Source organism: Micromonospora sp. DT178, assembly GCF_049841695.1.
Classification (GTDB): domain Bacteria; phylum Actinomycetota; class Actinomycetes; order Mycobacteriales; family Micromonosporaceae; genus Micromonospora.
Genome location: NZ_JBNCKV010000008.1, coordinates 303,580 through 327,384, shown reverse-complemented (window position 1 = coordinate 327,384; position 23,805 = coordinate 303,580). Strand labels below are relative to the sequence as shown.

At 73.6% G+C, this 23,805-nt stretch carries 17 protein-coding genes and 2 pseudogenes; 4 read left to right on the top strand and 15 right to left on the bottom strand.

Features of this window, described 5'->3' with window-relative positions; genetic code table 11:
• Positions 1-65: 65 nt before the first annotated feature.
• Positions 66-3,071 carry a glycosyl hydrolase family 28-related protein gene (locus tag ACLQ22_RS17865; protein WP_425693296.1) on the bottom strand — a complete coding sequence of 1,002 codons (3,006 nt, stop codon included), beginning with the start codon at positions 3,069-3,071 and terminating at the stop codon, positions 66-68.
• A gap of 278 nt (positions 3,072-3,349) precedes the next feature.
• Between ACLQ22_RS17865 and ACLQ22_RS17860 the strand changes: the two genes are divergently transcribed.
• On the top strand, positions 3,350-4,411 hold the full coding sequence (locus tag ACLQ22_RS17860) for a LacI family DNA-binding transcriptional regulator (RefSeq protein ID WP_425693295.1): 1,062 nt from the start codon (positions 3,350-3,352) through the stop codon (positions 4,409-4,411).
• On the opposite strand, the gene ACLQ22_RS17855 is transcribed toward ACLQ22_RS17860, so the two are convergent.
• From ACLQ22_RS17855 to ACLQ22_RS17825, 7 genes are read right to left on the bottom strand one after another with little or no spacing between them, the layout of a single operon-like run.
• Complete coding sequence (locus tag ACLQ22_RS17855) at positions 4,404-5,099, bottom strand: N-acetylmannosamine-6-phosphate 2-epimerase (protein ID WP_425693294.1); 696 nt, start codon at positions 5,097-5,099, stop codon at positions 4,404-4,406. The genes ACLQ22_RS17860 and ACLQ22_RS17855 overlap by 8 nt on opposite strands.
• Entirely contained in the window at positions 5,096-6,052 is a 957-nt protein-coding gene (locus ACLQ22_RS17850; RefSeq protein ID WP_425693293.1) for an ROK family protein, read from the bottom strand. The genes ACLQ22_RS17855 and ACLQ22_RS17850 overlap by 4 nt, the downstream gene beginning before the upstream one ends.
• A gap of 2 nt (positions 6,053-6,054) precedes the next feature.
• On the bottom strand, positions 6,055-6,897 hold the full coding sequence (locus tag ACLQ22_RS17845; RefSeq protein ID WP_132239790.1) for a carbohydrate ABC transporter permease: 843 nt from the start codon (positions 6,895-6,897) through the stop codon (positions 6,055-6,057).
• Positions 6,887-7,834: a carbohydrate ABC transporter permease gene (locus tag ACLQ22_RS17840; protein ID WP_425693292.1), complete on the bottom strand. Its 948-nt coding sequence runs from the start codon at positions 7,832-7,834 to the stop codon at positions 6,887-6,889. The genes ACLQ22_RS17845 and ACLQ22_RS17840 overlap by 11 nt, the downstream gene beginning before the upstream one ends.
• Before the next feature lie 12 nt (positions 7,835-7,846).
• Positions 7,847-9,130, bottom strand: coding sequence for an ABC transporter substrate-binding protein (locus ACLQ22_RS17835; protein ID WP_425693291.1), 1,284 nt, complete (start codon positions 9,128-9,130; stop codon positions 7,847-7,849).
• Between the two features lie 23 nt (positions 9,131-9,153).
• Positions 9,154-10,749 (bottom strand): FAD-dependent oxidoreductase, encoded by a 1,596-nt coding sequence (locus ACLQ22_RS17830; protein ID WP_121398587.1) that lies wholly within the window; start codon positions 10,747-10,749, stop codon positions 9,154-9,156.
• A 32-nt stretch (positions 10,750-10,781) separates the two neighbouring features.
• The gene (locus ACLQ22_RS17825) at positions 10,782-11,834 is read right to left on the bottom strand and encodes a LacI family DNA-binding transcriptional regulator (protein WP_425693290.1); all 1,053 of its coding nucleotides are present in this window, start codon (positions 11,832-11,834) and stop codon (positions 10,782-10,784) included.
• 501 nt (positions 11,835-12,335) lie between these two features.
• On the opposite strand from ACLQ22_RS17825, the gene ACLQ22_RS17820 reads away from it, so the two are divergent.
• From ACLQ22_RS17820 to ACLQ22_RS17810, 3 genes are all read left to right on the top strand, one after another.
• Positions 12,336-13,694: a hypothetical protein gene (locus ACLQ22_RS17820; protein WP_425693289.1), complete on the top strand. Its 1,359-nt coding sequence runs from the start codon at positions 12,336-12,338 to the stop codon at positions 13,692-13,694.
• Positions 13,695-13,867: 173 nt separating this feature from the next.
• Positions 13,868-14,695: a DUF72 domain-containing protein gene (locus ACLQ22_RS17815; RefSeq protein WP_425693318.1), complete on the top strand. Its 828-nt coding sequence runs from the start codon at positions 13,868-13,870 to the stop codon at positions 14,693-14,695.
• A gap of 75 nt (positions 14,696-14,770) precedes the next feature.
• A complete protein-coding gene (locus ACLQ22_RS17810; protein ID WP_425693288.1) occupies positions 14,771-15,727 on the top strand; it encodes a DUF1152 domain-containing protein in 957 nt (318 codons plus the stop codon).
• Between the two features lie 25 nt (positions 15,728-15,752).
• On the opposite strand, the gene ACLQ22_RS17805 is transcribed toward ACLQ22_RS17810, so the two are convergent.
• The 7 genes and pseudogenes from ACLQ22_RS17805 to ACLQ22_RS17775 form a co-directional block, all read right to left on the bottom strand.
• Positions 15,753-16,805: a zinc-dependent alcohol dehydrogenase gene (locus ACLQ22_RS17805; RefSeq protein ID WP_425693287.1), complete on the bottom strand. Its 1,053-nt coding sequence runs from the start codon at positions 16,803-16,805 to the stop codon at positions 15,753-15,755.
• Positions 16,806-16,938: 133 nt separating this feature from the next.
• Positions 16,939-17,334, bottom strand: a complete 396-nt coding sequence (locus ACLQ22_RS17800; protein ID WP_425693286.1) for an AMP-binding enzyme — start codon at positions 17,332-17,334, stop codon at positions 16,939-16,941.
• A gap of 35 nt (positions 17,335-17,369) precedes the next feature.
• Positions 17,370-20,552, bottom strand: a pseudogene (locus ACLQ22_RS17795) (beta-ketoacyl synthase N-terminal-like domain-containing protein); the annotation flags it as partial.
• A pseudogene (locus ACLQ22_RS17790) lies at positions 20,523-20,630 on the bottom strand (beta-ketoacyl synthase N-terminal-like domain-containing protein); the annotation flags it as partial. The pseudogenes ACLQ22_RS17795 and ACLQ22_RS17790, both read right to left, overlap by 30 nt.
• Positions 20,627-22,144, bottom strand: a complete 1,518-nt coding sequence (locus ACLQ22_RS17785) for a non-ribosomal peptide synthetase (RefSeq protein WP_425693285.1) — start codon at positions 22,142-22,144, stop codon at positions 20,627-20,629. The gene ACLQ22_RS17785 and the pseudogene ACLQ22_RS17790, both read right to left, overlap by 4 nt.
• Positions 22,065-22,766 carry an N-acetylmannosamine-6-phosphate 2-epimerase gene (locus ACLQ22_RS17780; protein ID WP_425693284.1) on the bottom strand — a complete coding sequence of 234 codons (702 nt, stop codon included), beginning with the start codon at positions 22,764-22,766 and terminating at the stop codon, positions 22,065-22,067. Before ACLQ22_RS17780 ends, ACLQ22_RS17785 begins: the two co-directional genes overlap by 80 nt.
• Positions 22,763-23,686: an ROK family protein gene (locus ACLQ22_RS17775; RefSeq protein WP_425693283.1), complete on the bottom strand. Its 924-nt coding sequence runs from the start codon at positions 23,684-23,686 to the stop codon at positions 22,763-22,765. The genes ACLQ22_RS17780 and ACLQ22_RS17775 overlap by 4 nt, the downstream gene beginning before the upstream one ends.
• Positions 23,687-23,805: the final 119 nt, after the last annotated feature.

Genomic DNA, 23,805 nt, shown 5'->3' with positions numbered 1-23,805 from the left:
CGCAGGCGGCGCGGGCGGTGCCCGGGGCGCTGACGGTCGGCTGCCCCGGGCCCGCTCCCTGCGCGTCAGCGGAGGCCGTGGATCTCCACCTCGAAGATCCGGGCCAACCCGTCGGTCGGGCTGGGTTCGGTGAACACGAGCCGGACCTGTCGGACCCCGGCCGGCGCGCCGCCGAGGTCGACCCGGGCCGGGCTGGCGGTGTTCGCCCCGGCCGAACCGATGGTCGTCCAGGCCCCGTCGACCAGGGCCTCCACCCGGAACGCCCGCACCCGCAGGCTCTCCGAGCCGGCCACACCGCTGTAGAGGTCGAGCCGCTGGAGCTCCGCCGGCCCACCGAGATCCAGGGTGAGCGTCGGCGCCGGGTCGGCTGAGCCGGAGATCCAGCGGGCGCCCGTCCGGTCGCCGTCCACCGCGTTGGCGGCGACGTTGCCGGAGAGCACCGAACTCGCCCGCACGGCGGCGCCCCGGGCGAGGTTCTCCCCGGTCACGCCCACCCGCAGGGTCTGCGCGATCTCCTGCCGGTGGCCGGCCCGGGTGAACGAGACGGTCAACCGGACCGTGCCGTCGGTCACCGCGTCGGCGGGGACCTGCACGCTCACCGCGACCGGCGTGGTGGCGCCCGCGGGCAGCCGTGCGGTGTCCGGCCGCGCCCGCACCTGCCAGCCGGCCGGCGCGTCGGCGCCGACGGTCACGGCGGTGACCGGGCCGGGGCCGTCGTTGCGTACCCGCAGCACGGTGCCCCCGGTCCGGCCGGGCAGCACCCGGATCTCCGGCGCGTCCAGCGCGACGTGGGCGCCGGCCGGGCCGGGCGTCGCGCCGGTCACCCCGACCCCCAGGTACGCCACCTCGATCTCGGGCACGGTCCGGCCGGTCGTCACGTCGGCGACGGTGGCGCCCCACCGGGTGTTGGCCACGTTGTCCGGCCGGTAGCCCCGGGTGCCCCGGATCACGATCCCGCTGCTGTCGCGCAGCCCCACCGCGTACGGGTACGGGCCCTGCACGGTGGCGACGCGGAAGAAGACCGTGTTGCCGAACAGGACGTCGTGCACGTCGTCCAGCTCGACGGCCTGGGAGCGCCAGCCGTAGATGTGGTCCTCGGTCTGCAACGCGTGCAGCTGCCAGTTGCGGACGCGACGCAGCACGACCTCGCGGTGCTCGTGGTGCTCGACGGAGACCTCGTACATCCGGCCGCGCACCGAGGTGTTCTCGACGAGGAACCCGTTGTCGGCCCAGCCGGCGACGCTCCAGATGTTGGCGAAGGTCCCGCCGCCGCCCTGCACCCAGAAGCTGTACTTGTGCCGGCCCCGGTACTGGTAGCCGGGATCACCGGCGCCGGGGTCGCCGGGCGCGGTCTGCTCCGGGTGCCACTTGACGAACTGGGTGGCGATGTCGGCGAGGTAGCTCTGCGCGCCGGAGCGCCAGTGCACCTGCACCGAACCCGCGGTCTGCTGCGCGGAGTCCAGGCCGAGGCCGGTCACCTGGTTCCTCCCGCCGGGCGGGGTCTGGACCATCGCCTTCGGCCGGTCCGGGTCGGTGAATCCGGCGGCGCCGTCCGGCAGCTTCAGCCAGGTCTGGCGGGGATGCAGGCCGATCAGGTTGTTCTGCGGCCGCAGCCGCAGGGTGTCGCCGATCAGGTACCGCCCCATCGGCACGTACACGGTGTCGTGCTCGTCGAGGGCCCGCTGGAAGACGGCGTGGTCGTCGCTGGTGCCGGTGCCGACCGTGACGCCCCTGGCGGCGGCGTACTCGACCACGTTGACCCAGCCGCCGGTGGCCGGTGGCAGGGGCGCGTCGGTGCGTAGCAGCCGGGCGAAGCTCGCCGGCGCGGCCGGTGTCGCGGAGACCAGGACGCCGTCGGTGCGCCGCTCGGTGTCGCCGAGCGCGTCGTCGACCCGGAGCCCGAGCGTGGCGTCCCGCACCAGGTACGACGGGCCGGGGCCGACCCAGGTGCGTCCGCTGGGCACGGTCGTCAGCAGCGCGCCGGTCCCGGTGACCCCGGTGTCGACCACGTTGAGCTGGTTCTGGGCGCGGAAGAGTTCCGGCTCGCCGCCACCCGCGACGGATTCGCTGTCGTTGAGGGTGATCGCCGCCCCGCTGATGTTCTCGAAGACCGAGTCCTGCACGTAGAGGCGCTGGGTCTGGTTCGCGGTGGCGACGATGCCGGCCGGCGAGTCGACGAAGCGGTTGCGGATCAGGCTCAGCTTGCTGTCCGTGTGCAGCTTGACGGCCGCCTCGCGCTGACCGGTGAAGGTGGTGTCCAGCAGGGTGGTCTGCCAGCCGGGCGAGGCGGCGAAGGCCAGCATGCCGACGGTGCCGCCGTACACGTTGACCCGTTGGATCAGGTTGGCGTTGTGGTCGATCCCGGCGTATCCCGTACCCACGTGGATGTCGAGGTCCTGGAGCACGAACATCTGCGCGCCGCTGAAGCGTACGGCCACCGCGGCGGGGTTGCCGGGCTCGATCCGGATGTCCAGGTTGACCAGGCCGGTGCCGAAGGTGTCGTTGTTGCCGAAGCTGCGGGGCGCGTCGGGCTGGAAGGGCCGGCGCAGCGCGGCGAAGAGGAAGGACTGGTTGCCGTCCTGGAAGCCGGGGGTGGACTCGCCGAGGACGAACTCGGGCCGCTCGGCGCCGAAGCCGACCAGGCGTACCGAGGCGTGCAGGTCCACCTGCCGGGAGAGGCGGTAACGCCCTTCCGGCACGAAGACCACGCCGCCGCCGTCGCCGACGGTGACGTTGCGTGCCCCGCCGACGATGTTGCCCAGCCAGTTCTCGCCGCCCCGGCGGGAGGCCTCGTCGATGGCGGCCTGCACCGAGGCCGTGTCGTCGCCGACGCCGTCGCCGTGCACCGGGAACCGCGCGCTGCCGAGGACGACGGCGGTCGGGTCGGTCGGCATGCTCCGGTACACGGAGGTCGAGGCGGCCGGTCGGGTGAGGGCTGCCGCCGGCGGGGCGGCGACCGCCGGCGCCACGGCCGTGGCGGCCAGGAGGAGGGAACCGGCCAGCACGCCGACCCGTGCCCGGCCCGCTGGGGGTCGGCGGCCGGCTGCCCGCCGGGGTGGAGCTTGGATCATCGGTACGCCTTTCCTGCCCCTGCCGGGACCGGTCGGCGACCATGTGGTCATGCGCATAACCAGAATGTTTCCGCAGGCCCGAGCTGTCAAGAGCCGGGCCGCCAGAATATGAAACCCCCGCGTAACATTGACTCTCGGCGGCCCATGGGCTGATCATTCACGGCAGCCCGCTCCCGAGACGTCGCCGTGTGCGATCGTGTGGTCATGCGCATGACCAGCCGGGGCGACGGCGCGGGAGCGGGCCCCCGGCCAGCGGCCGGGACACGGAGGTGACGACGATGCCAGGCACCAACGGACGGGCCACCCAGGCCGATGTCGCCCGGCTCGCCGGTGTCAGCCAGGCGACCGTGTCACTGATCCTCAAGGGGGGCGACACGGGTCGCCGACGCGTCGGTGAGCAGACCCGTCAGCGCGTGCTCGACGCGATCCGGATGACCGGGTACGTCGCGAACCCCGCCGCGCAACGCCTGGCCGGGGGACGCACCCGGATCATCGGCGTCTTCACCTACGAGCCGGTCTTCCCGCGCGACAGCCGGGACTTCTACCACCCGTTCCTCGTCGGGGTCGAGGCCCAGGCCGAGGAGCTCGGTTGCGACCTGCTCTTCTTCACCAGCACCCCGTCCCGGCAGGGGCGGCGCCTGCTCGGCGACGGATCCCGCCGGCTCGGCGTCGCCGACGGCTGCGTCCTGCTCGGCCGGCACGACGACAAGCGTGACCTGGCGGACCTGCTCGGCCGCGACTTCCCGTTCGCCTTCATCGGCCGACGGGAGTCCGACGCCGGCACCGTGCCGTACGTCGGAGCCGACTACGTGACCGCCACCCGTCAGGTGGTCGAGCGGCTGTTCGCCCTCGGCCACGAGCGGGTCGGGTTCCTCGGCGACCTCCGCCGGGACGAGCCGTCGGCCGACCGCGCGCAGGGCTACCACCAGGCGGTACGCGCCGCCCGCAGCCGCCCGGTGGTGCTGGACGGCACCGGGCTGACCGGCGGCGAGGCGCTCGACCTGCTCGACGACAACGGGCTCACCGCGGCGGTCGTCTGGCCCTCCGGGTTGGCCCCGCGGATCCGGGCGGCGGCGCTGGCCCGGGGGATGTCCGTTCCCGGGGACCTGTCGCTGGCCCAGCTCGGCGACGTCGAGGACGGCAGTCCCGGTGATGTCGACTGGACCGGTTTCCGGATTCCCCGCGAGCAGATGGGCGCGGGCGCGGTGCGCCTCCTCTTCGAACAGCTGGTCGGTCCCGCGCCGGGCGCCGACGCCCTGCAACGCAGCCTGCCGTGCGCCATCGTGCCCGGCACCACCGCCGCGGCGCCGGCGGGCACCCGGCCACGCGCCGTCAGGTGAGCCGGGCCCCCGCCGGGGTGGCCGGCACCAGGCGACGGGTGATCCACAGCGGCGAGGTGACCGCGTTGCCCATCACCACCGAGTGGGCGCCCGCCGCGAACGCCTGCCCGATCTGCTCGGCGCTGCGGTAGCGGCCCTCGGCGATCACCGGCACGGACAGCACGCCGGCGAGCCGGGCCAGCAGCGTCAGGTCCGGTCCGTCGGTCGGCGGGCTGGCCGGGGTGTAGCCGGAGAGGGTGGTCGCGACGGCGTCCGCACCGTCCCGCACGGCGGCCACGCCCTCCTCGAGGGTGGAGACGTCGGCGAGAATCAGCGCGTCGGTCCGCTCCCGGACCGCCCGGACGGTGTCGGCGAAGCTGCGCCCGTCCGGGCGGGGACGGCCGGTGGCGTCGACGGCGACGATGTGCGCGCCGGCAGCGGCGACGTCGAGCGCGTGCGCCGCCGTGGGGGTGATGAACACCCCGTCGACACCCTGCTTGTGCAACCCGATGACCGGCACGTCGACGGCGGCGCGGATCGCCCGGACGTCGGCGGTGCCGTTGGCCCGGACGGCCACCGCGCCGCCCCGTACCACCGCCGCGGCCACCCGGGCCTGGACGTACGGGTCGCGCATCGGGTCGTCGGGATCGTCGAGCACCGGCTGGCAGGAGACCACGAGGCCGCCGGCCAGCTCGTCGAACACGTTCACGCTCTCGTCCTCTCGTCGGTGACCACGGCGGGGCTGTCGCCCGCCAGCCGGCCGTGGCCGGGGTGGTGGCCCGCCAGCCGGGCGGCGCCCACGACGACCGCGTCGGCGCCGAGCGCCGCGGGGAGCAGGGGCACGTCCGCCCAGGCCACGGGCAGTTCGGCGGTGAAGGCGGCGCGGGCGCCGGGGAGCAGCGCGTCGGCCGCCCCGCCCGCGAGCACCACCGCCTGCGGGTCGAGCAGGGCGACCAGCCCCGCGAGGGCCCGGCCGAGGGCCGTGGCGGCGCGGTCCACCACCTCCCGGGCGGTCGGTTCACCGGCCGCCGCCCGCTCGGCCACGGCCCGGCCGGTGATCCGCAGGCCGGTCCCGAGGGCGTACGCGGCGGACAGCCCCGTGCCCGAGGCGACGCCCTCCAGGTGCCCGTACCGGCCGCATCCGCAGCGCAACCGCTCGGCGCCGGGAGCCGGGAGGTGCCCGACCTCGCCGGCGCCGCCCCGGGAGCCCGTGGCGATCCGGCCGTGCTGGAGCATCGCGCCGCCCAGGCCCGTGCCGACGGCGACCAGCAGCAGGTCCCGCCGGTCCCGGCCCGCGCCGACCCAGCTCTCGCCGAGCGCGGCGGCGTTCACGTCGTTGGTGACCCGGACCGGTCGGGCAAGCCGCTCGGCCAACTCGTCGGCGACCGGCGTGCCGGACCAGCCGGGCAGGCTGTCGGTGGCGTACCGGATGGTGCCGGTGGCCGGATCGACCGTGCCGGCGGTGCCCACGCCGACCGGGCCGGCGCCGCCCCGGTCGAGCAGTTCCCGGGCGAGCCGCGCGGCGGTGTCCAGCACGGCGGCCGGCCCCGACCCGGCAGGGGTGGGTGCCAGGCGACGACCGAGCACCTCCCCGTCGGGTCCGACCAGCGCCGCCGCCGTCTTGGTGCCGCCGATGTCGAGGCCCACCAGGGGCGCCGGCACCGTCATCCCTTGAGCCCGGTGTGCGCCAGGCCCTCGACGAACTGCTTCTGCGCGATGACGAAGACCACCAGGACCGGCAGCGCGGTCATCGACGCCGCGGCGAGCTGGACGTTCCACATCGGGCCGCCGTAGGCGTCGACGAACTGGGTGAGCGCCTGCGGCAGGGTGAACTTCTCCGGCGAGGAGAGGAACACGATCGGTTCCAGGTAGAGGTTCCAGCTGTGCAGGAAGGTGAAGATGGCGACCGCGCCCAGCGCGGGCCGGGACAGCGGCAGGGCGATCTTCCAGAAGGTGGCGAACCGACCCAGCCCGTCCACCCGGGCCGCCTCCTCCAGTTCGCCGGGGAGGCTGATGAAGAACTGCCGCATGATGAAGGTCGCCAGCACGCTCGGCGCGCCGAGGATCGGCACCAGGATCAGCGGCCAGTGGGTGTCGACCAGGCCCAGCTTGAAGAACATCTGGAACAGCGGCACGATCGTCACCTCGCTCGGGATGAGCAGGCCGGCGAGGATCACCAGGAAGAGCACGTTCTGGCCGCGGAAGCGGATCCGGGCGAAGGCGTACCCGGCCAGCGCCGCCACCGCCAGGGTGCCGACGGTGACCACCAGCGCGATGTAGAGGCTGTTCAGGTACTGCTGGCCGAACGGCTGCAACTCGAACACCCGCCGGTACGCGTCCAGCTCCGCGTCGACCGGCAGTAGTTTCGGCGGGAAGGCGAAGATGTCCGCCACCGGCTTCAGCGACGAGGTGACCATCCACCAGGTCGGGAAGACGAAGGGGACCGCCAGGACCATCAGCACCCCGTAGAGCACCAGCTTGGTCCGGCGCGACAGCTCACGACTCATGGTGGACCCACCTCTTACGCATCTGCCACTGGAGCACGGTGAGCGCGAGCACGATGACGAACAGGACGATCGACAGGGTGGCGCCGTAACCGAAGTGGTGGAACTGGAACGCCTGCTGGTACAGGTAGTAGACGAGCACCGTGGTGGAGGTGCCGGGGCCGCCCTGGGTGAGCACCGCGATCTGCGCGAAGACCTGCAACGAACCGACCACCGTGATGATCGACGTGAGCAGGATGGTCGGGCTGATCATCGGTACGGTGATCCGCCAGAACTGGCGCAGCCGGCTCGCCCCGTCCACCTCGGCGGCCTCGTACAGCTCGGCCGGCACGCCCTGGAGCGCGGCCAGGAAGAGCACCATGTTGAGGCCGACGTTCTTGAACACCTGCACCACGACGACCGAGAGCATGGCGGTGCCCTCACCGCGCAGCCAGTTCGGCCCGTCCACGCCGACCGTGTCGAGCAGGCCGTTCACGCCGCCGTTGTCCTGCAGCAGGAACCCCCACACGATGGTCCAGGCGACCAGCGAGACGACCACGGGGGAGAAGAACAGGGTGCGGAACACGATCGTCCCGCGCAGCTTCTGGTTGAGCAGTACGGCGAGCAGCAGAGCCAGGCCGAGGTTGAACACCACCAGCCCGACCGAGAAGAGGCCGGTGGCCCGCAGCACCGAGCCGAGGTTGGTGTCGTCGGCGAGGTTCGCGTAGTTCTCGGTGCCGACGAACTCGAACGTGCCGGCCAGCACGTTCCACTCGTGCAGGCTGTACCAGACCACCAGGATCAGCGGCAGGATCACGAAGACGGCGCTACCGAGCAGTTGGGGAGCGATGAACAGGTAAGCGGTGAGCTGGTCGCGGCGGCGGCTGGTCCAGTACGGCCGCGACCGGTCCCGGGTGGGCGGGGCCTCGACCCCGCCCACCGTCGTGTCCGTCTGGGACATGGTCAGGCTGCCCTACTTCGCCAGCAGCGGCTGGATCTTGGTGCAGACACCGTCGAGGACGGCCTTGACGTCCGCGTCGGCCTTCCAGAGCGGGTCGAGCCCGGCGCGCACCTGCTGGCTGAGCTCGGCCTGCCCGGCGTGACTGGGCTTGACCACGCCGTTGGTGATGCCGTCGATGACGACCTTCTGCAACTGCTCGGGCTTGAGCGTCGGGTTCGACTTGGCCAGCGTCTCCGCGGTGAGCTGCGACTGGCGCGGCGGCGGGAAGAACTGGGCCAGCTTGGCCGAGTTGGTGGGGTTCGTCAGGAAGGCGAGGAAGTCCGCCGCCGCGTCCGCGTTCTTGCTCTTCTTCATCACGCCGACGCCGGCCTGACCGACCACGGAGTAGTTGCCCTTCGGCCCGGCCGGCAGCGGCACCAGGTCCCAGCCGAAGCCGTCCGGCTTCAGCAGCGAGGCGCGGGAGATCTGGGTGACCGTCATGGCGGCGTCACCGGCGAAGAAGTCGGCGGTCGTACCCGGGCCGGGCAGCGCCTTGCCGGTGAAGATCGCCTTGTGCAGGGTGGTCATCGCCTCGACCATCTCCGGGGCGGCGAAGCCGCAGGACTTGCCGTCCTCGCTCCACGCCTGGGCGCCCCAACCCGTCCACACGGTCGACAGGTTGTCCCAGCCCTTGTAGTCGAAGTCGCGGATCACCAGGCCGGCCTTGCCGGTCGCACCGGCGGTGGCGCCGGCGACGGTCAGCGCGGTGTCCCAGTTCCACTGCCCGGCCGCGATCAGCTCGGCCGGGGTCTTCTGCCCGGCCTTCTTGAGCATGTCGGTGTTGACGAAGACCCCGAACGGCGAGGTGGAGAACGGGTACGCATACAGCTTGCCCCCGTCCTGCCAGAGCTTGAGCGTGGCGGGGGAGATGTCCTCGTACTGGTAGCCCTCGGTCTTCTTGAGCCTGTCGTCCAGCGGCAGCAGCGCGCCGGAGGCGACGAAGTCGGGGGCCGAGTTCTCGAACACCCAGGCCAGGTCGGGCGCGTTGCCACCGGCGATCTGCGTGGTCAGCGTCGTGGTGTAGTTCTCGAACGGCAGCGGGTCGAACTTGATCGCCGCGACGTCCGGGTGGGTCTTGCGGTACTCGTCGGCGATCTCGTTGAACAGCTTGAGGTGCGCCTCGTTGGCGGACCAGATGGTCATCCGCAGACTCGCCGGCCCCTTGTTCTCGGCCTCGTCACCGCCACCGCAGGCGGTCAGCGCGAGGACACCGGCCAGTGTCGCCGCGACACCGCGCACAGCCTTTCCCAATCTCATGATCTTCTCCTAAACGGGGGTGTTCAGTAGCCCGCGATCTGAGGCCAGCGCAGTTCCACGCCGGCCGCCGAGAGGCGGTCCTGGAAGTCGGCCAGCAGGCGGGGGGTGCCGCGGACCGCGCGCGGGGACTCGCCCCGCGCCAGACAGAAGTCGGCGAGCAGGCCGGCGACCTCGCCGACGTTCCACTCGACCGGGTGCAGCCGGTAGCTGCCGTTGGTGATGTGGGTGGTGCCGATGTTCTTGCCGGCCGGGAGCAGGTTCTCGACCCGCTGCGGGATCAGCGCGCCCAGCGGGATCTCGAACGGGCACGACCCGACGTCGATGTAGTTGTCGCCACCGGTGGAGGGGTGCAGGTCGATGCGGTACATCCCGACGCCGATCGAGTCGGGGTAGGCGACCGCGCCGTGCTCGCCGCGCACGGCCAGCGACAGGTCCTGCTCGACCACCGTGTACTCGGCCCGGATGCGGCGCGACTCCCGGATGTAGGGCGCCTGCGCCAGGCCGTCACGGCTGCCGGTCACGTCGCCGCGCAGGCGCAGGCCGGGGAAGCCGGTCCCGCCGTCCGGCCGGGGCGCCTCGGTCTGCATCCAGTAGAGCACCGAGTACGACAGCTCGCGGGCCTTGCTCAGGTGCCACGACGCGTTGGGCACGTCGATGACCGGACCCTCGAAGTAGTCGATCATCGGCCAGTTCACCAGCGTGATGTCGCTGTCGTACGCGCCGTCGGTGAAGTTGCGCCGGGCGGCGATGCGCCGGAACGTCCAGAGGTTGCCGTCGCCGGGGTTGAGCCGCTGGTCGGCGTTGACGGCCAGCGGGTCGTCGTCCGGGTTGGGGGTGAAGCTGCGCTCGACGATCTCCAGGGTGCGCGGGTGCGGCGACCGCCAGGACAGCAGCCGGTCGCCCCAGAAGTCGGGCTTGTAGTCGCGCCAGAAGTCGTAGTTCGCCGGCCGCTCGATGGTGTGGTCGCCGTCGACGTGGTCGAGGGCGAAGCAGACGGAGACGGCCTGCATGTTCATCGGCTGCGCCTCGGCCGGCGCGCTGGGCTCGCCGGTGTCGGCCTGCGACTCGAAGCCGGTGACGTACTCGGTGCCGGTCAGCGGCAGCAGTTCGCCGGTCTCCGTCGCGTCGAGGATGTACGGCGCGACGAGGTCGATCCGCTCGTCGCGGTCGCGGTGCGCGACGGTCACGCCGACCACCCGGTCCCCGTCGGTCTCCGCGGCGACCGGCCGGTACGGCTGGAGCACCCTCAGCCGGCCGGAGCCGAGGAACGGCGCCAGCATCTGCTCGATGACGGCGACGGCCACCCGGGGCTCGTGACAGACCCGGCTCACCCAGCCGGCTCCCGGGTTGAGGTCGGTCCAGGCCCGCGACCGCTCGGTGAGCGGGTAGTGCCGGCGGTAGTAGTCGCGGATCCCGGTGCGCAGGGCCCGGTAGCTCGCGGTGGCTCCGAACTGTTCGATCCAGGAGTGCTCGTCCGGCGGGACGGCCTGGCTGGTGAGCTGTCCGCCGAGCCAGTCGAACTCCTCGGTCAGGATGACCGACCGGCCGGCCCGGGCCGCGGCGAGCGCCGCCGCCACCCCGCCCAGCCCGCCCCCGACGACGAGGACGTCCGCACGCATCTGTACCACTTGCTTCCTTCCGGGTTGCACGGTCACCGCTCAGCTGCGGTGGACCGCCGATCAGGGGTGCCGAGGGTGTCGCCCTCGACGAGTTCGCAGGGCAGGAGCCGCTGCTGGACGCCGACGGCGCTGCCGTCGATGACGCTGGCGAGCACCTCGACCGACTGCCGGCCCATCTCCTCGCGGGGGATGCGGAATCCGGTGAACGCGAGGTCGGTGGGAACCGGCACCGTCGGGTCGCCGAGCGTCAGGATCGACAGGTCGCCGGGCACGCTCAGGCCGCGCCGCCGGCTGGCCAGTTCCAGCGCCACGGCGGTGGCGAAGTCCTCGACGAAGGCCACCGTGGTCCGGTCGGCCAGCAGGTCGTCGAGGATGGCCTCGGCGTCCCGGGCGACGGTCGTCAGGTGGCGGGCGCTCTCCGTGGCCGTCGCGGCCTCGACGAACCCGCGCCGCCGGTCCGCCGAGGACTCCGCGCTCAGGTCCGTGTTCAGGTAGGCCAGGCGCCGGTGGCCGCGGGCGAGGGCCAGGGCCACCAGCTCGCCCACCGCGGCCGCGTAGTCGGCACCGACGTAGGGCACCGGGCCGCCCGCGTCGTCGCGGCGCCCGACGGCGACGTACGGGAAACCGTCGCGGTTGAGCCGGTGCAGCTCCGTGGCGTCGATCTCGCGCCCGAGCAGGATGCAACCGTCGGCGAGGCGGAGCCGGTTGTCCTGATGGAAGATGCGTCGCCGCCCGTCGACCACCGGGGCGCTGGTGAACAGCAGCAGGTCGCAGCCGGCCCGCTCCGCGTACTCCTCGATGCCCAGCAGGAAGGGGTGGAAGAAGTCGCGGCTGCCGCTGGGGAAGGCGGGCTCGTAGGTGAACACGCCGATGATCCGGTTGAACCGTGCGGCGAGCCGGCGGGCCACGGGATCGGCGGCGTACCCGGTCTCGGCGATGGTCCGCAGCACGCGGTCGCGGGTCTCGGGGGCGATGCGGACGTCGGCGTCGGCCCGGTTGTTGAGCACCAGCGACACGGTCGCCTGACTGACGCCGGCCAGCCGGGCGATGTCACGCTGCGTGACGCGTCGGGGTGTAGAGGGCACAACAGGTCCTTCCGGTGCGGCTAATGCGTATTAGCGCTCGGCGTTGGGGAGGAGCCTGGCGGGCCGACCGGGTTTGTGTCAAGGGGTGGGCGCAGAGATTTCGTGAAGATGAAGTCCCTGGAGTAATGCGGATTAGCTTGGGTCTATCGACGCGACGTTCGGGGGTGAGCGGCCCCCGACGGGTCCGATGGGCCGTCCCGCCGGGGCCGGCGGCCGACCTCTTGACAAGACTCGCCCGGGTCGAGCAACATTCGAGAAGCATTGATGGTAATACGTATTAGCAATCGAGGCGGACGGCCCGCTCACCGTCGTGGTGGCCGGCCGTCTCACGCAGCGTGACTTCGTGCCGCCCTGCGGCGGCGTGCCGCCCGACGTCCACAGTCGTCACCGGTGGGGACCCGTCCCCGCCCCCTGAAGCTTTCCGTCGACGGCCCGTGCGCCGGCAGCCCGTACCGGGGCGGCCGGGGAGCCCCACCACCCACCGACAGAGCAGGAACAGCGATGACGAAAGCACCCGTCCGAGTGCCCGGTCGCGCCGCCGTGGCGGCAGCCGGAGCGGGCATGCTGGTGACCGCGCTGGCCGGTGCGGCTCCGGCCGCCGCCGACCCGGCCCCCGACTTCCCGCGCTTCACCTACGCGGGCACCGCGTTCGACAAGAGCGCCCTGACCTACAACCCGACCAACGAGTTCATCTTCCCGAGCGTCATCCGGGCCGCCGACTACTTCCCCAACCCGCTGGGCACCTACTACCTGTACTACGCGCCCCACGAGCGGCCCGGCGGGATCGCCCTGGCGTACGCGGACTCGATCAACGGTCCGTGGACCGAGTACCGGGCCAACCCGCTGATCGGCAACACCTGGCTGCCCCACTACTCCACGGTCAGCCACATCTCCTCCCCGCACGCGGTCTGGGTCGAGGGGGAGCGCAAGCTGTTCCTCTACTTCCACGGCGAGAACTCGATCACCCGGTACGCCACCTCCGAGGACGGCATCCACTTCGACTACGGCGGGACGGCGATCAGCCGCGACGACAGCACCGGCGGGGAGACCTCCTACGCCCGGGTGTTCGAGCACACCGTGCCGCGGCTGGGCAGCCGGTACCTGATGCTCTTCATGGACAATCCGACCGCCGCGCCGCCCGGGCCGACCGGGCCGGTGTCCCGGCGGATCCGCTGGGCGGTCTCCCCGGACGCGCGGACCTGGACGGTCCAGCCCGACCCGATCGTCACCCCGCAGGGCGTCCAGGGCCCGAACGCCTCGGGCCCGTTCTTCCTGCGCTGGAACGGCCGCAACCTGGTGATCTTCCACGCGGCCGACGGCAACATGCACGCCGTGGACGTCGGCGACGACCTCGACCGGGAGGTCCACCTCGGCGTCGTGCACGACTCGATGGTCGCCGCGCCGGACCTGGGGCGCTCGGCCGCGCCGACGTTCTACTTCGACGGGCGCACCGCGCACATGTACTACGAGGCCGGCGGGCGGCTGACCGCGACGATCGGTCACGCCGTCGCCACCCTGGACCAGCCGGTGCCCACCCGTGAGGTGGACTGCGTGGTGGACCGGCCGGTGCTGTGGCCGCCGAACCACCAGATGGTCGACGTCACCGTGACGGCGGACCTGCGCGACGGGGTCCTCGGCCCGTACGCGCTCAACCTGACGGCGGTGACCGGCGGCGACGCCGCGGACGTCAGCGACTTCACCGTCGGCACGCCCGACACCAGCGGCCGGCTGCGGGCGGAGCGCGACGGCGCCGGTGGGGACAGGGTCTACACGCTGACGTACGCGGGCCACGACGAGATCGGCCGTCCGGTCGGCTGCACCGTGACCGTCACCGTGCCGCACGACCAGGGCCACGCCTGACCGGACCGGTGGACCGGTGGACGCCGGCCGTGCCCGCACGGGTACGGCCGGCGTCCGTGCGTGGACTCGCCCCCGCCGGCGCGGCCGGATACCGTACCCGCGGCGCGGGTCACCCCCCGCGTCGGGCCGTCGAGCGGTGGGAGGATCCGATGCGCCTGCACGTGGGGTGCGCCATGTGGACGCACAGGTCCTGGCAGGGGCGCTACCTGGCGCACCCGCTGCCGGCCCACGAGCGGCTGCGCGCGTACGCCGGCTGGTGCACCGCCGTCGAGGGGAACACCACCTTCTACGCCACCCCCAGCCGGGAGACGGTCGCGTCCTGGGCGGGGCAGACCGACCCCGACTTCCGGTTCGTGCCCAAGCTGCCGAAGGTCGTCACGCACGAGCGGCGGCTCGCCGGCGCCGACGCGGAACTCCGGGCCTTCCTGGACGCCGTCGAACCCCTCGGCCCACGGGCCCACGCCCTCTGGATCCAGCTGCCGGGCTCGTTCGGCCCCGCCGACGTGCCCGCGCTGGCCCGTTTCCTGCGCGGGCTGCCCGCCGCCCACCGGTACGCCGTGGAGGTCCGTCACCCCGCGTTCTTCGCCGACCCCCGGGCGGCGCGGACGCTGGAGGAGGCGCTCGCCACCGTCGGCGCGGAGTGGGTGCCCTTCGACACGACCGCGTTCTTCCGCACCCCGCCGACCAGCGACGCGGAACGCGAGGCGTGGACCAGGAAGCCGCGCACGCCGCTGCGCACCCGCGCGCTGACCGACCGGCCGATCGTCCGGTACCTCGGCCGGGACGACCCCGCACGCACGGTCGAGGGCTGGCAGCCGTGGCTCGACGCGGTGACCGGCTGGCTGCGTGAGGGCCGATCGCCGACGGTGTTCGTGCACACCCCGGACAACGCCGACGCGCCCGAGCTAGCCCGCCGGTTCCACGACGAGGTGCGGGCGCGCCTGCCCGGGGTCGAGCCGCTGCCGGAACCGGAGCCGGTCGGGCCGTCGACGCTGTTCTGACCGGCCACTCCCGGCGCACGCCGGTCCTGCCCGCCTGCCCGCAACCCCTGCGGCCGTCACCCGAGGAGAAGCCCGATGCCGTCGCTGGCCGTACCGCCGCTGTTCGCCGCGCTGGAGCCCGCCCGCACCGTGCTGATCGCCGGCGCGGGTGGCGGCTTCGACGTGTACGCCGCAATTCCGCTGGCCGTCGCGTTACGCGACGCCGGTCGGACCGTGCACCTGGCCAACCTCTCCTTCACGCGGCTCGAAACGCTCGACCTGGACGCCTGGGCGGCGCAGGACGTCGCCGCCGTCACCCCCGACACCGCCGGTCCGGACGACTACTTCCCGGAGCGGGCGCTGGCCCGCTGGCTCGCCGCCAACGACCAGCCGTGCACCGTGTACGCCTTCCCCCAGGTGGGCGTGAAGCCGCTGCGCGACGCCTACCGGCATCTGGTCGACGCGCTCGGGGTGGACGCGGTGGTGCTGGTCGACGGGGGCACCGACATCCTCATGCGCGGCGACGAGGCCGGCCTCGGCACCCCCGTCGAGGACATGACCAGCCTCGCCGCGGTCGCCGGCCTGGACGTGCCGGTGAAGCTGGTGGTGTGCCTCGGGTTCGGCATCGACGCCTACCACGGGGTGAACCACACCCAGGTGCTGGAGAACATCGCCGCCCTCGACCGCGACGGCGCGTACCTCGGGGCGCTGTCCATCCCGGGCGCCAGCCGGGAGGCGCGGCTCTACCGGGACGCGGTCGCGTACGGGCAGGCGGCCACGCCGTTGCGGCCAAGCATCGTGCACGGGCAGATCGCCGCCGCCATCCGCGGCGCCGACGGGGACGTGCACGTGACCCGCCGCACCCGGGGCAGCACCCTGTTCGTCAACCCGCTGATGGCGATCTACTTCAGCTTCGACCTCGACGGCCTGGCCCGCCGCTCGCTCTATCTCGACCGCCTGGAGCACACCGTCGGCATGCGACAGGTGGCCTCCCGCATCGAGGACTTCCGCGACGAGATCGAGCGGCGCGCGCCCCGGGCCTTCCCGCACTGACCCGGCGGCCGCGCGGGCGGCCGACTCAGGCCCCGTCCGGCTGGTTCGGGTCGATCAGCACCTTGGTGTGCTCGCTGCGTCCCGAGTCGAGTTCGTCGAGGACGTCCTTCAGCGACGACAGCCCGAAGGTGCCCGTGTGCAGTGTCGCCACGTCGATGCGGTGAGCGGCGATCGCGTGCATGGCGCCCACGAAGTCCTCGTGGTGGTAGGCCAGCGACCCGATCACCGTCAGTTCCCGGCTCTGCCAGTCGCCGTAGCTGACGCTCGAGTTCTCCAGCGGGTAGCCGAGCAACGCGAGCGTCCCGCCCCGGCGCACCAGCTCCGCCGACGGCTGGAACAGCGACGGAACGCCGCTGCACTCGTACACGACGTCGGCGCCCATGCCCGCGGTGAGTTCGTCCAGCGCGGCCCGCAGGTCCGCGGGCTCGACCACGTGGGCGAAGCCGAGCTGGCCGGCCAGCGCACGACGCGCCGCCGAGGGCTCCGAGATGATCATCGGCCCCGCCCCGGCGTTGCGCGCGTGCTGGGCGGTGAGCAGCCCGATCGGGCCGGCGCCCTGGACCAGGGTGGTGCTGCCGTACTCCGCCGCCACCCGCCGCACGGCGTGGAAGGTGACCGTGGCCGGCTCCACGAGCGCCGCCTCCACCGCCGAGAGGCTCTCCGGAACCGGGATCACCCGCCGCGCCGTGACCTGCACCCGGGTGGCGAAGGCGCCGTGCGGCGGTGCGTCGGCGTCGACCCCGTTGGCCTCGGCGAACACGGTGTCGCAGTTGCGGGCGTGCCCGGCGAGACACTGGCGGCAACGGCCGCACGCCGGCCCCACGCCGCCCACCACGCGCTGGCCGACCCGCAGCCTTTCCACTCCGTCGCCCACCGCCGAGATCGAACCGGTCCACTCGTGCCCGAAGACCGCTGGCGGCAGCATGTGCCCGTCGGTGTAACCGTGCACGTCCGTGCCGCAGATCCCCGTGTACGCGATGTCGACCGTCACCCGGCCTGGCCCCGGCTCGGCCACGGACACCTCGCCCTCCCGGAGCTCGCGCGGGCCGGCGACCGCAAGGTAACGACCAGCAGACATACGGGATCCCCCCTCGGCGACAGCCTCAGTCTTCCACCCGAGCTGCGCCACCAGGCCCGCTACCAGGAGAATCAGGCGGCCCAGCGCGCGGTCGTCGCCGGTGTCGCGCCACCGGAACGCCACGGATCGCGGATCATGCCCCGTTGCCCGGATCGGGCGCGGGGCGCCGGCGGACCAGGGCCGGCGGGGCGGGCAGGGCGCGTCGGTCGACCTTGCCGTTGGCGGTCGCGGGCAGCTCCGGTAGGACCACGTACCGCAGGGGCACCATGTGGTCGGGCAGCTGCCGCGCCAGGAAGGCGCGCAGCGCGGGTTCGGCCACGGCGTCCGGGTCGGCGTCGCGCTCGGCCACCACGTACGCCACCAGGGTCGCGGCGGCGCCCAGGTCGTCGCGCAGCAGCACGACGCTGTTGGCGACGAGCGGTGCCGGTTGAGCACCGACTCGATCTCGCCCAGCTCGACCCGCTGCCCGCGGATCTTCACCTGGGTGTCGATGCGCCCGCCGTAGTGCAGGTGCCCGTCCGGCGACCACCAGGCCAGGTCGCCGGTGCGGTACACCCGCTGCGGCTACCCGGCGACTGTCACCTCGACGAACCGCTCGGCGGTCAGGTCGGGCCGCCCGGCGTACCCCCGGGCCAGGCAGTCCCCGCCCAGGACCAGTTCCCCGGGCACGCCCAGCGGGGCCAGCTCGCCGCGCTCGTTGAGGACGTACGCGGCGACGTTCGCGATCGGCCGGCCGATGGGGACGGTGTCGTCCGGTTCGGGTCGGCAGCACGGCCAGGCGGTGACGTCGATGGCGGCCTCGGTGGGCCCGTACAGGTTGTGCACCTCGACCTGCGGCAGCGTTCCGGTGAGCTTGTTGACCAGCTTCGGCGGCAGCGCCTCCCCGCTGCAGATGACCCGGCGCAGGCCGGCGCAGCGACCCAGGCCGGCCTCCTCGACGAAGAGGGCGAGCATGGACGGCACGAAGTGCATCGTGGTCACCGACTCGTGGGCGACGACCTCGACGATCTCCTGCGGGTCGCGGTGGGCCTGCGCCTCGGCGGTGACCAGCGTCGCGCCGGCCATGAACGCCCACAGCAGCTCCCACACCGACACGTCGAAGGTGTACGGCGTCTTCTGCAGCACCACGTCGCCGGGGCCGATGGGGTACGCGTCCTGCATCCACACCAGCCGGTTGGCCAGCGACAGGTGCGTCATCTGCACGCCCTTGGGCGCCCCCGTGGAGTCGGAGGTGAAGATGACGTACGACAGGCCCCGCACCACCTCCTCCGGGGCCTGGTAGCCGCGCCAGTCGACGGGCGCGGTGGGCAGGTCGCCTCCCGTCAGCGGCCGTACGGGCACGGACGGCTCGCCGCCGCAGCCCAGCGCGGTCCGCCCCGCGTCGTCGGCCAGCACCAGCACGGCGTCGGCCGGGCACCCGCTGCCCGCCCTCCCGGGCCATGCCGGTGAGCGCGGTGCCGGCCCGACCTCGACCAGGACCGGGTCGGGTAGGCCCAGCCCGGTCAGCAGTGCGTCGTGGTAGCGCACGGGGCTACGCAGCTGCGCGCCCCAGTAGCCCTCGGCGCGCGGCAGCCCTCTGCCCAGCAGCGTGCCGTCGACGGTGCTGATCACCGGGACGGTCCGGGGTCGCCGGGCGACGCCGTCGGCCTCGGCGCCGAGCAGCCGCGCCACGTCGGCCATCATCCGCGAGTGGAAGGCGCGCTGCGCCGGCAGCGCCCGGCAGTGCACCCCGCCCGCGTCGAGGCGCTCCCGGAACGCGGCGAGCTGCGCCACCGGCCCGGCCACCACGGTGAAGTCGGGGGCGTTGCGGGCGGCTACGTCGAGGCCGTCCAGGCCCGCAAGTGCTCCTGCACCATGGACGGCGGCGCGAGCACGGCCAGCATGCCGCCCTCGGGCGCGTCCTGCATCAGCCGGCCGCGGGCCGCGACCAGGCGGAGCATGTCGTCGGCGGCCAGCTCGCCGGCCAGCGCCGCGGCGGCGAACTCGCCGACGGAGTGGCCGATCAACGCCGCCGGGCGTACGCCCCACGACACCAGCAGCCGGCCGAGCGCGAGCTCGTGCAGCGCCAGCGCGGGCTGGGTGACATCGGTGCGGTGCACGACCCCGGGCGGGTCGTCGTCGACCAGCACGTCGCGCAGGTCCAGCCCCAGGAGCGGGGCGAGCAGCCCCGCCCCGTGGTCGAGCTCCGCCCGGAAGGACGGGTAGCGGTCGTAGAGGCCCCGCGACATGGCGGGGAACTCCGCCCCCTGGCCCGGGAACAGGAACAGCACGCTGGGCCGGCGCGCGGCCTCGCGGACGGGCGCCCTGCGCAGCCGGGCCAGCGCCGCCGGGACGTCCTGCGCGGCGACCGCGAGCCGGTGCGCGAAGTGCCTGCGGTACGTCTGCGACGTCAGCGCGACGTCGGCGACGGCCAGGTCGGGGCGCTGACGCAGGTGCTCGCTCCACTGCTCGGCGGCCGCGCGGACCGCCTCCGGGTCGCGCCCGGACAGCACGATCAGCTCGGTACGACCGTCGGCCGCCCCGGGACCGGACACGGCCGGGCCGTCGGCCTCCTCCAGCACCACGTGCGCGTTGGTGCCGCCGAGGCCGAAGGAGCTGACCGCCGCCCGGCGTGGCCCGTCGGCCTCCCAGGGGCGGGCCACGCTGTCGACGGTGAACGGGGTCGACCCGTCGAGCAGCTCGGGGCGGGCCTGCTTGAGCCCGGCCAGCGGCGGGATCTGCCGGAAGTGCAGGGCCAGCGCGGCCTTGATGAGCCCGGTGACGCCGGCGGCCGCGTCGAGGTGGCCGACATTGGCCTTGACCGAGCCGATCGAGCACGGCCGCGCGCCCCGGCGGAACACCTCGGTCAGCGCCGACAGCTCGATCGCGTCGCCGACCTCGGTGGCGGTGCCGTGCGCCTCGAGCTAGCCGACGCTGGCGGGGTCGACGCCCGCGGCGGCGTACGCGCGGGTCAGCACGTCGATCTGCCCGGCGATGCCGGGCGCCGTGTAGCCGACCTTCATGCCGCCGTCGTTGTTCACCGCCGACCCCTTGATGAGGGCGCACACGGTGTCCCCGTCGCGGCGGGCGTCCTCGGCGCGTTTGAGCGCCACCATGGCGACGCCGTTGCCGGGGACGGTGCCGGCGGCCGAGGCGTCGAAGGGCCGGCACGCGCCGTCGGGCGACATGATGCCCTTCGTCTCGTAGAGGTAGCCGGCCTGCTGCGGCACGGCCACGCAGGCGCCGCCGGCGAGCGCGACGTCCGAGTCGCCGGTACGCAGGCTCTGACAGGCCAGGTGCACCGCCACCAGCGACGTCGAGCAGGCGGTCTGCACGGTGACCGCGGGACCGCCCAGGTCCAGCCGGTACGCGACCTTCGCGGCGAGGTGGTCCTTCTCGTTGCCCAGCACGACCGAGAGCAGCCCCTGGGTCTCGACGAGGCCGGGCTGCGCGTACACGTGGTGCAGCGCGTAGTAGTTGAACCCGGCCCCGGCCAACACGCCGACCCGGCCGAAGGGGTGCCGGGTGGCCAGCCCGGCGGACTCCAGGGTGGCCCACGCCGTCTGCATCAGCAGCCGGTGCTGCGGGTCCATGGTCTCGGCCTCCCGCGGCGTGATGCCGAAGAAGGCGGCGTCGAACAGGTCCGGGTCGGCCAGCACGCCGCGCGCCGGCACGTACGCGGGGTCGTCGAGCTGGTCGGCGGGCACGCCCCCCGGCCAGCAGCTCCCCGCGGGTCAGCTCGCTGATCGTGATCTTCCCCGCGACCACGTTGGACCAGTACTCCCAGACGTCGGCGGCGCCGGGGAACCGGCCCGCCATGCCTACGATCGCGATGTCGCCGTTCATGAGGATGCGCCTGCTCCTTCGGTCTGGGCGTGCAGATGCCGGGCAAGGGTCTGGACGGTGGGGAAGCGGTAGAGGTCGGTCAGCGGGATGGCCCGTCCGGCCAGCCGCTCCTGGAGCAGCCGGCGCACGATCGCCAGTCGCAGCGACTCCCCGCCGACGTCGAAGAACGCCTCGTCGACGTCGAAGTCATCGGTGCCCAGCGCCTCCACCCAGGCCTCCGTCACCAGCTCCTCGAACTCGGTCAGCGATGCCGAGCGCGGGGCGGGGACCCGTGCCGGCTGCCCCGGTGGCCGTCGCGGCAGCGGGCTGCGCCACCCCGGCCAGCGCGCCCAGGGCCCGCAGATCGACCTTGCCGTTGCGGTCGAGGGGGGAACTCGGCCACGGTCACCCACTGCTGCGGCCGGGCGTAGGGGCCAGCTCGGCCTCCACGGCACGGCGCACGCCGGCCACGTCCAGGCCTTCGGGGGCGGGCTTGAGCGCGGCGACAGGCGTACGCCCGTCACCGGGTCGCCGGTGGTGAACACCACCGCGTCGCGTACCCCGGGCCGCGCCCGCAGCCGGCGCTCGACGTCGACCAGCTCCACCCGGTGCCCAGCGATCTTCACCTGACGGTCGTTGCGGCCCAGGAAGCGCAGCTGCTCGTCCGCACCCCAGCGCACCAGGTCCCCGGTGCGGTACAGGCGCACCCCCGGGTCCCCGAGCCGGACGAAGGACGCGTCGGTGCGCGCGGGGTCGTCGAGGTAGCCGTCGGCGAGCCCGGTGCCCGCCGTGCCCAGCTCGCCGATCGCCCCCGGCGGGACGAGGCGCCTCGCCGGGTCGGCGACGTACAGGTCGGTGCCGTGCACCGGCGCGCCGATCGGCAGCGGGTCCGGCGTCGCGTCGGCGTGGTCGACGGACCAGGTGGTGGTGAACGTGGTGTTCTCGGTGGGGCCGTAGCCGTTGGTGACCCGCAGCCCCGGGCAGGCCCGCAGCACCCGGCGCACGTGCGCGGGGGAGACCACGCCGCCGGCGAAGAGCTGCCGCAGCCCGGCGAAGGCGTCCGGGCGGTGGTCGGCGACCAGGTGGAACCCGCCCGAGGTGAGCCACGCGTGGGTGATCCCGGCGGTGCGCAGGAACTCGGTCAGGCTGGTGGGCGTCGGTTCCCCGGGCGGGAACACCACCACCGTGTCGCCGTTGGCCAGCGGCACCAGCAGCTCCAACGTGGACGCGTCGAACGCCAGCGGGGACAGCCGCATCATCCGCATGCCCGCCCGGTCGGCGAACAGCGCCGGGTCGTCGGCCAGCCGCAGCACCGCCCGGTGCGGCACGACCACGCCCTTGGGTACGCCGGTCGAGCCCGAGGTGAAGGAGACGTACGCGGTCCGCGCCGGGTCGGCCGGGGCCGCCTCGACCGGGTCGGTGTCCGGCAGGGGCCGGTGCCGACACCCGGGTGCACTAGCGCCGACGTGGCCCGGACGCGCGAGGAGTCGCCTCGACCAGGCACCGCGTGATCCACAGTGGTGAGGTGACGGCATTGCCCATGACGACGGCGTGTGCCCCGGCCTCGAAGGCCTGCCGGACCTGCTGCGCCGTACGGTAGCGGCCCTCCGCGATCACCGGTACCCCCAGCCGCTCGGCGAGCTGGGCGACGAGTCGTAGGTCGGGGCCTTCCGTCGGCGGGCTGGCCGGCGTGTAGCCGGACAGGGTCGTGGCCACCGCGTCGGCACCGGCGTCGACCGCGGCCATGCCCTCGGCCAGGGTGGAGATGTCGGCCAGTACCAGGGCGGCGGTGCGCGAGTGCACGGCGCGTACCGTGTCGGCGAAGCTGCCTCCGTCCGGGCGGGGCCGGTCGGTGGCGTCGACGGCCACGACGTGGGCCCCGGCCGTGGCGACCTGCACCGCGTATGCCGGGGTCGGGGTGATCAGCACCCCGGTGGCGCCGTGTTTGACCAGGCCGATCACGGGCACATCGACGGCGGCACGGATTGCCTCGATGTCGTCCAGCCCGTTGGCGCGGATCGCCACCGCACCGCCCGTCGCGGCCGAGGCGGCCACCCGGGCCTGCACGTAGGCGTCCCGCATCGGGTCGTCGGGCTCGTCGGGCAGCGGCTGGCAGGAGACCACCAGACCACCCCGCATGACGTCGAAGACTGTCACGTGTCCTCCATTGCCATTCGGGCTGCACCGATCGCCACGGCGTTGTCACCCAGCGCGGCCGGTAGCAGCGGTACGTGGGTCCAGGCCGGTAGCACTTCCGCCTGGTAGGCCCGGGTCGCCGCGGACAGCACCGCCGGCGCCGCGCCGCCGGCCAGGACGACCGCCTCCGGGTCGAGCAACGCGACGAGTCCGGCCAGGGCCGTCCCCAGCGTCTCGCCGGCGTGATCCAGCACCCGCCGGGCGACGGCGTCGCCGGCTGCGGCCCGGGCGGCGACCTCCCGCCCGCTCACCTGCTCACCGCCGGCCAGGGCGTAGGCGGCGGCGATCCCGCTACCGGACGCCACGGCCTCCAGGTGCCCCTGGCGCCCGCAGCCGCAGCGCAGCTGCCCCGCGCCGGGAACCGGCAGGTGGGCAACCTCGCCTGCCGCCCCCCGGGCGCCGCGGTCGAGGCTGCCGCGCCGGATCAGCGCCCCGCCGAGGCCGGTTCCGACGGCGACCAGGAGCAGGTGTTCCCGGCCGTGCCCCGCACCCGTCCACGCTTCTGCGAGCGCGGCGGCGTTCACATCGTTGTCGACGTGTACCCGGCGGTCCAGTCGGGCGCCCAACTCGTCGGCGATCCTGGTGCCGCGCCAGCCGGGCAGGCTGTCCGTGGCGTACCGGACGGTGCCGGTGGCCGGATCCAGCGTGCCGGCGGCACCCACCCCGACGCCCGCGACCCGACCGCCGGCCAGGAGCCGCCCGGCCAGTTCGGCGGCGGTGTCGAGCACCATCGCCGGCCCGTGCCGGGCGGGGGTGGGGGCCTGGACCCCGCCGGCCACCTGCCCGTCGGGGGTGACCATCAGGGCGATCGTCTTCGTGCCCCCGATGTCGATGCCGAGATACGCGACGTCCGCGTTTCCCGTTGCGATGCTGTCGATCATGGATCCGTTTCTCGGGTGGGCGGTGGTTGTCGTGTCGGTTCTAGTGAGATCTCGCATGACCTAGTATCGGCCCTGACCGTAAGCTACGCTACGGCGGATCAGAGGCGTGCACCGGGATC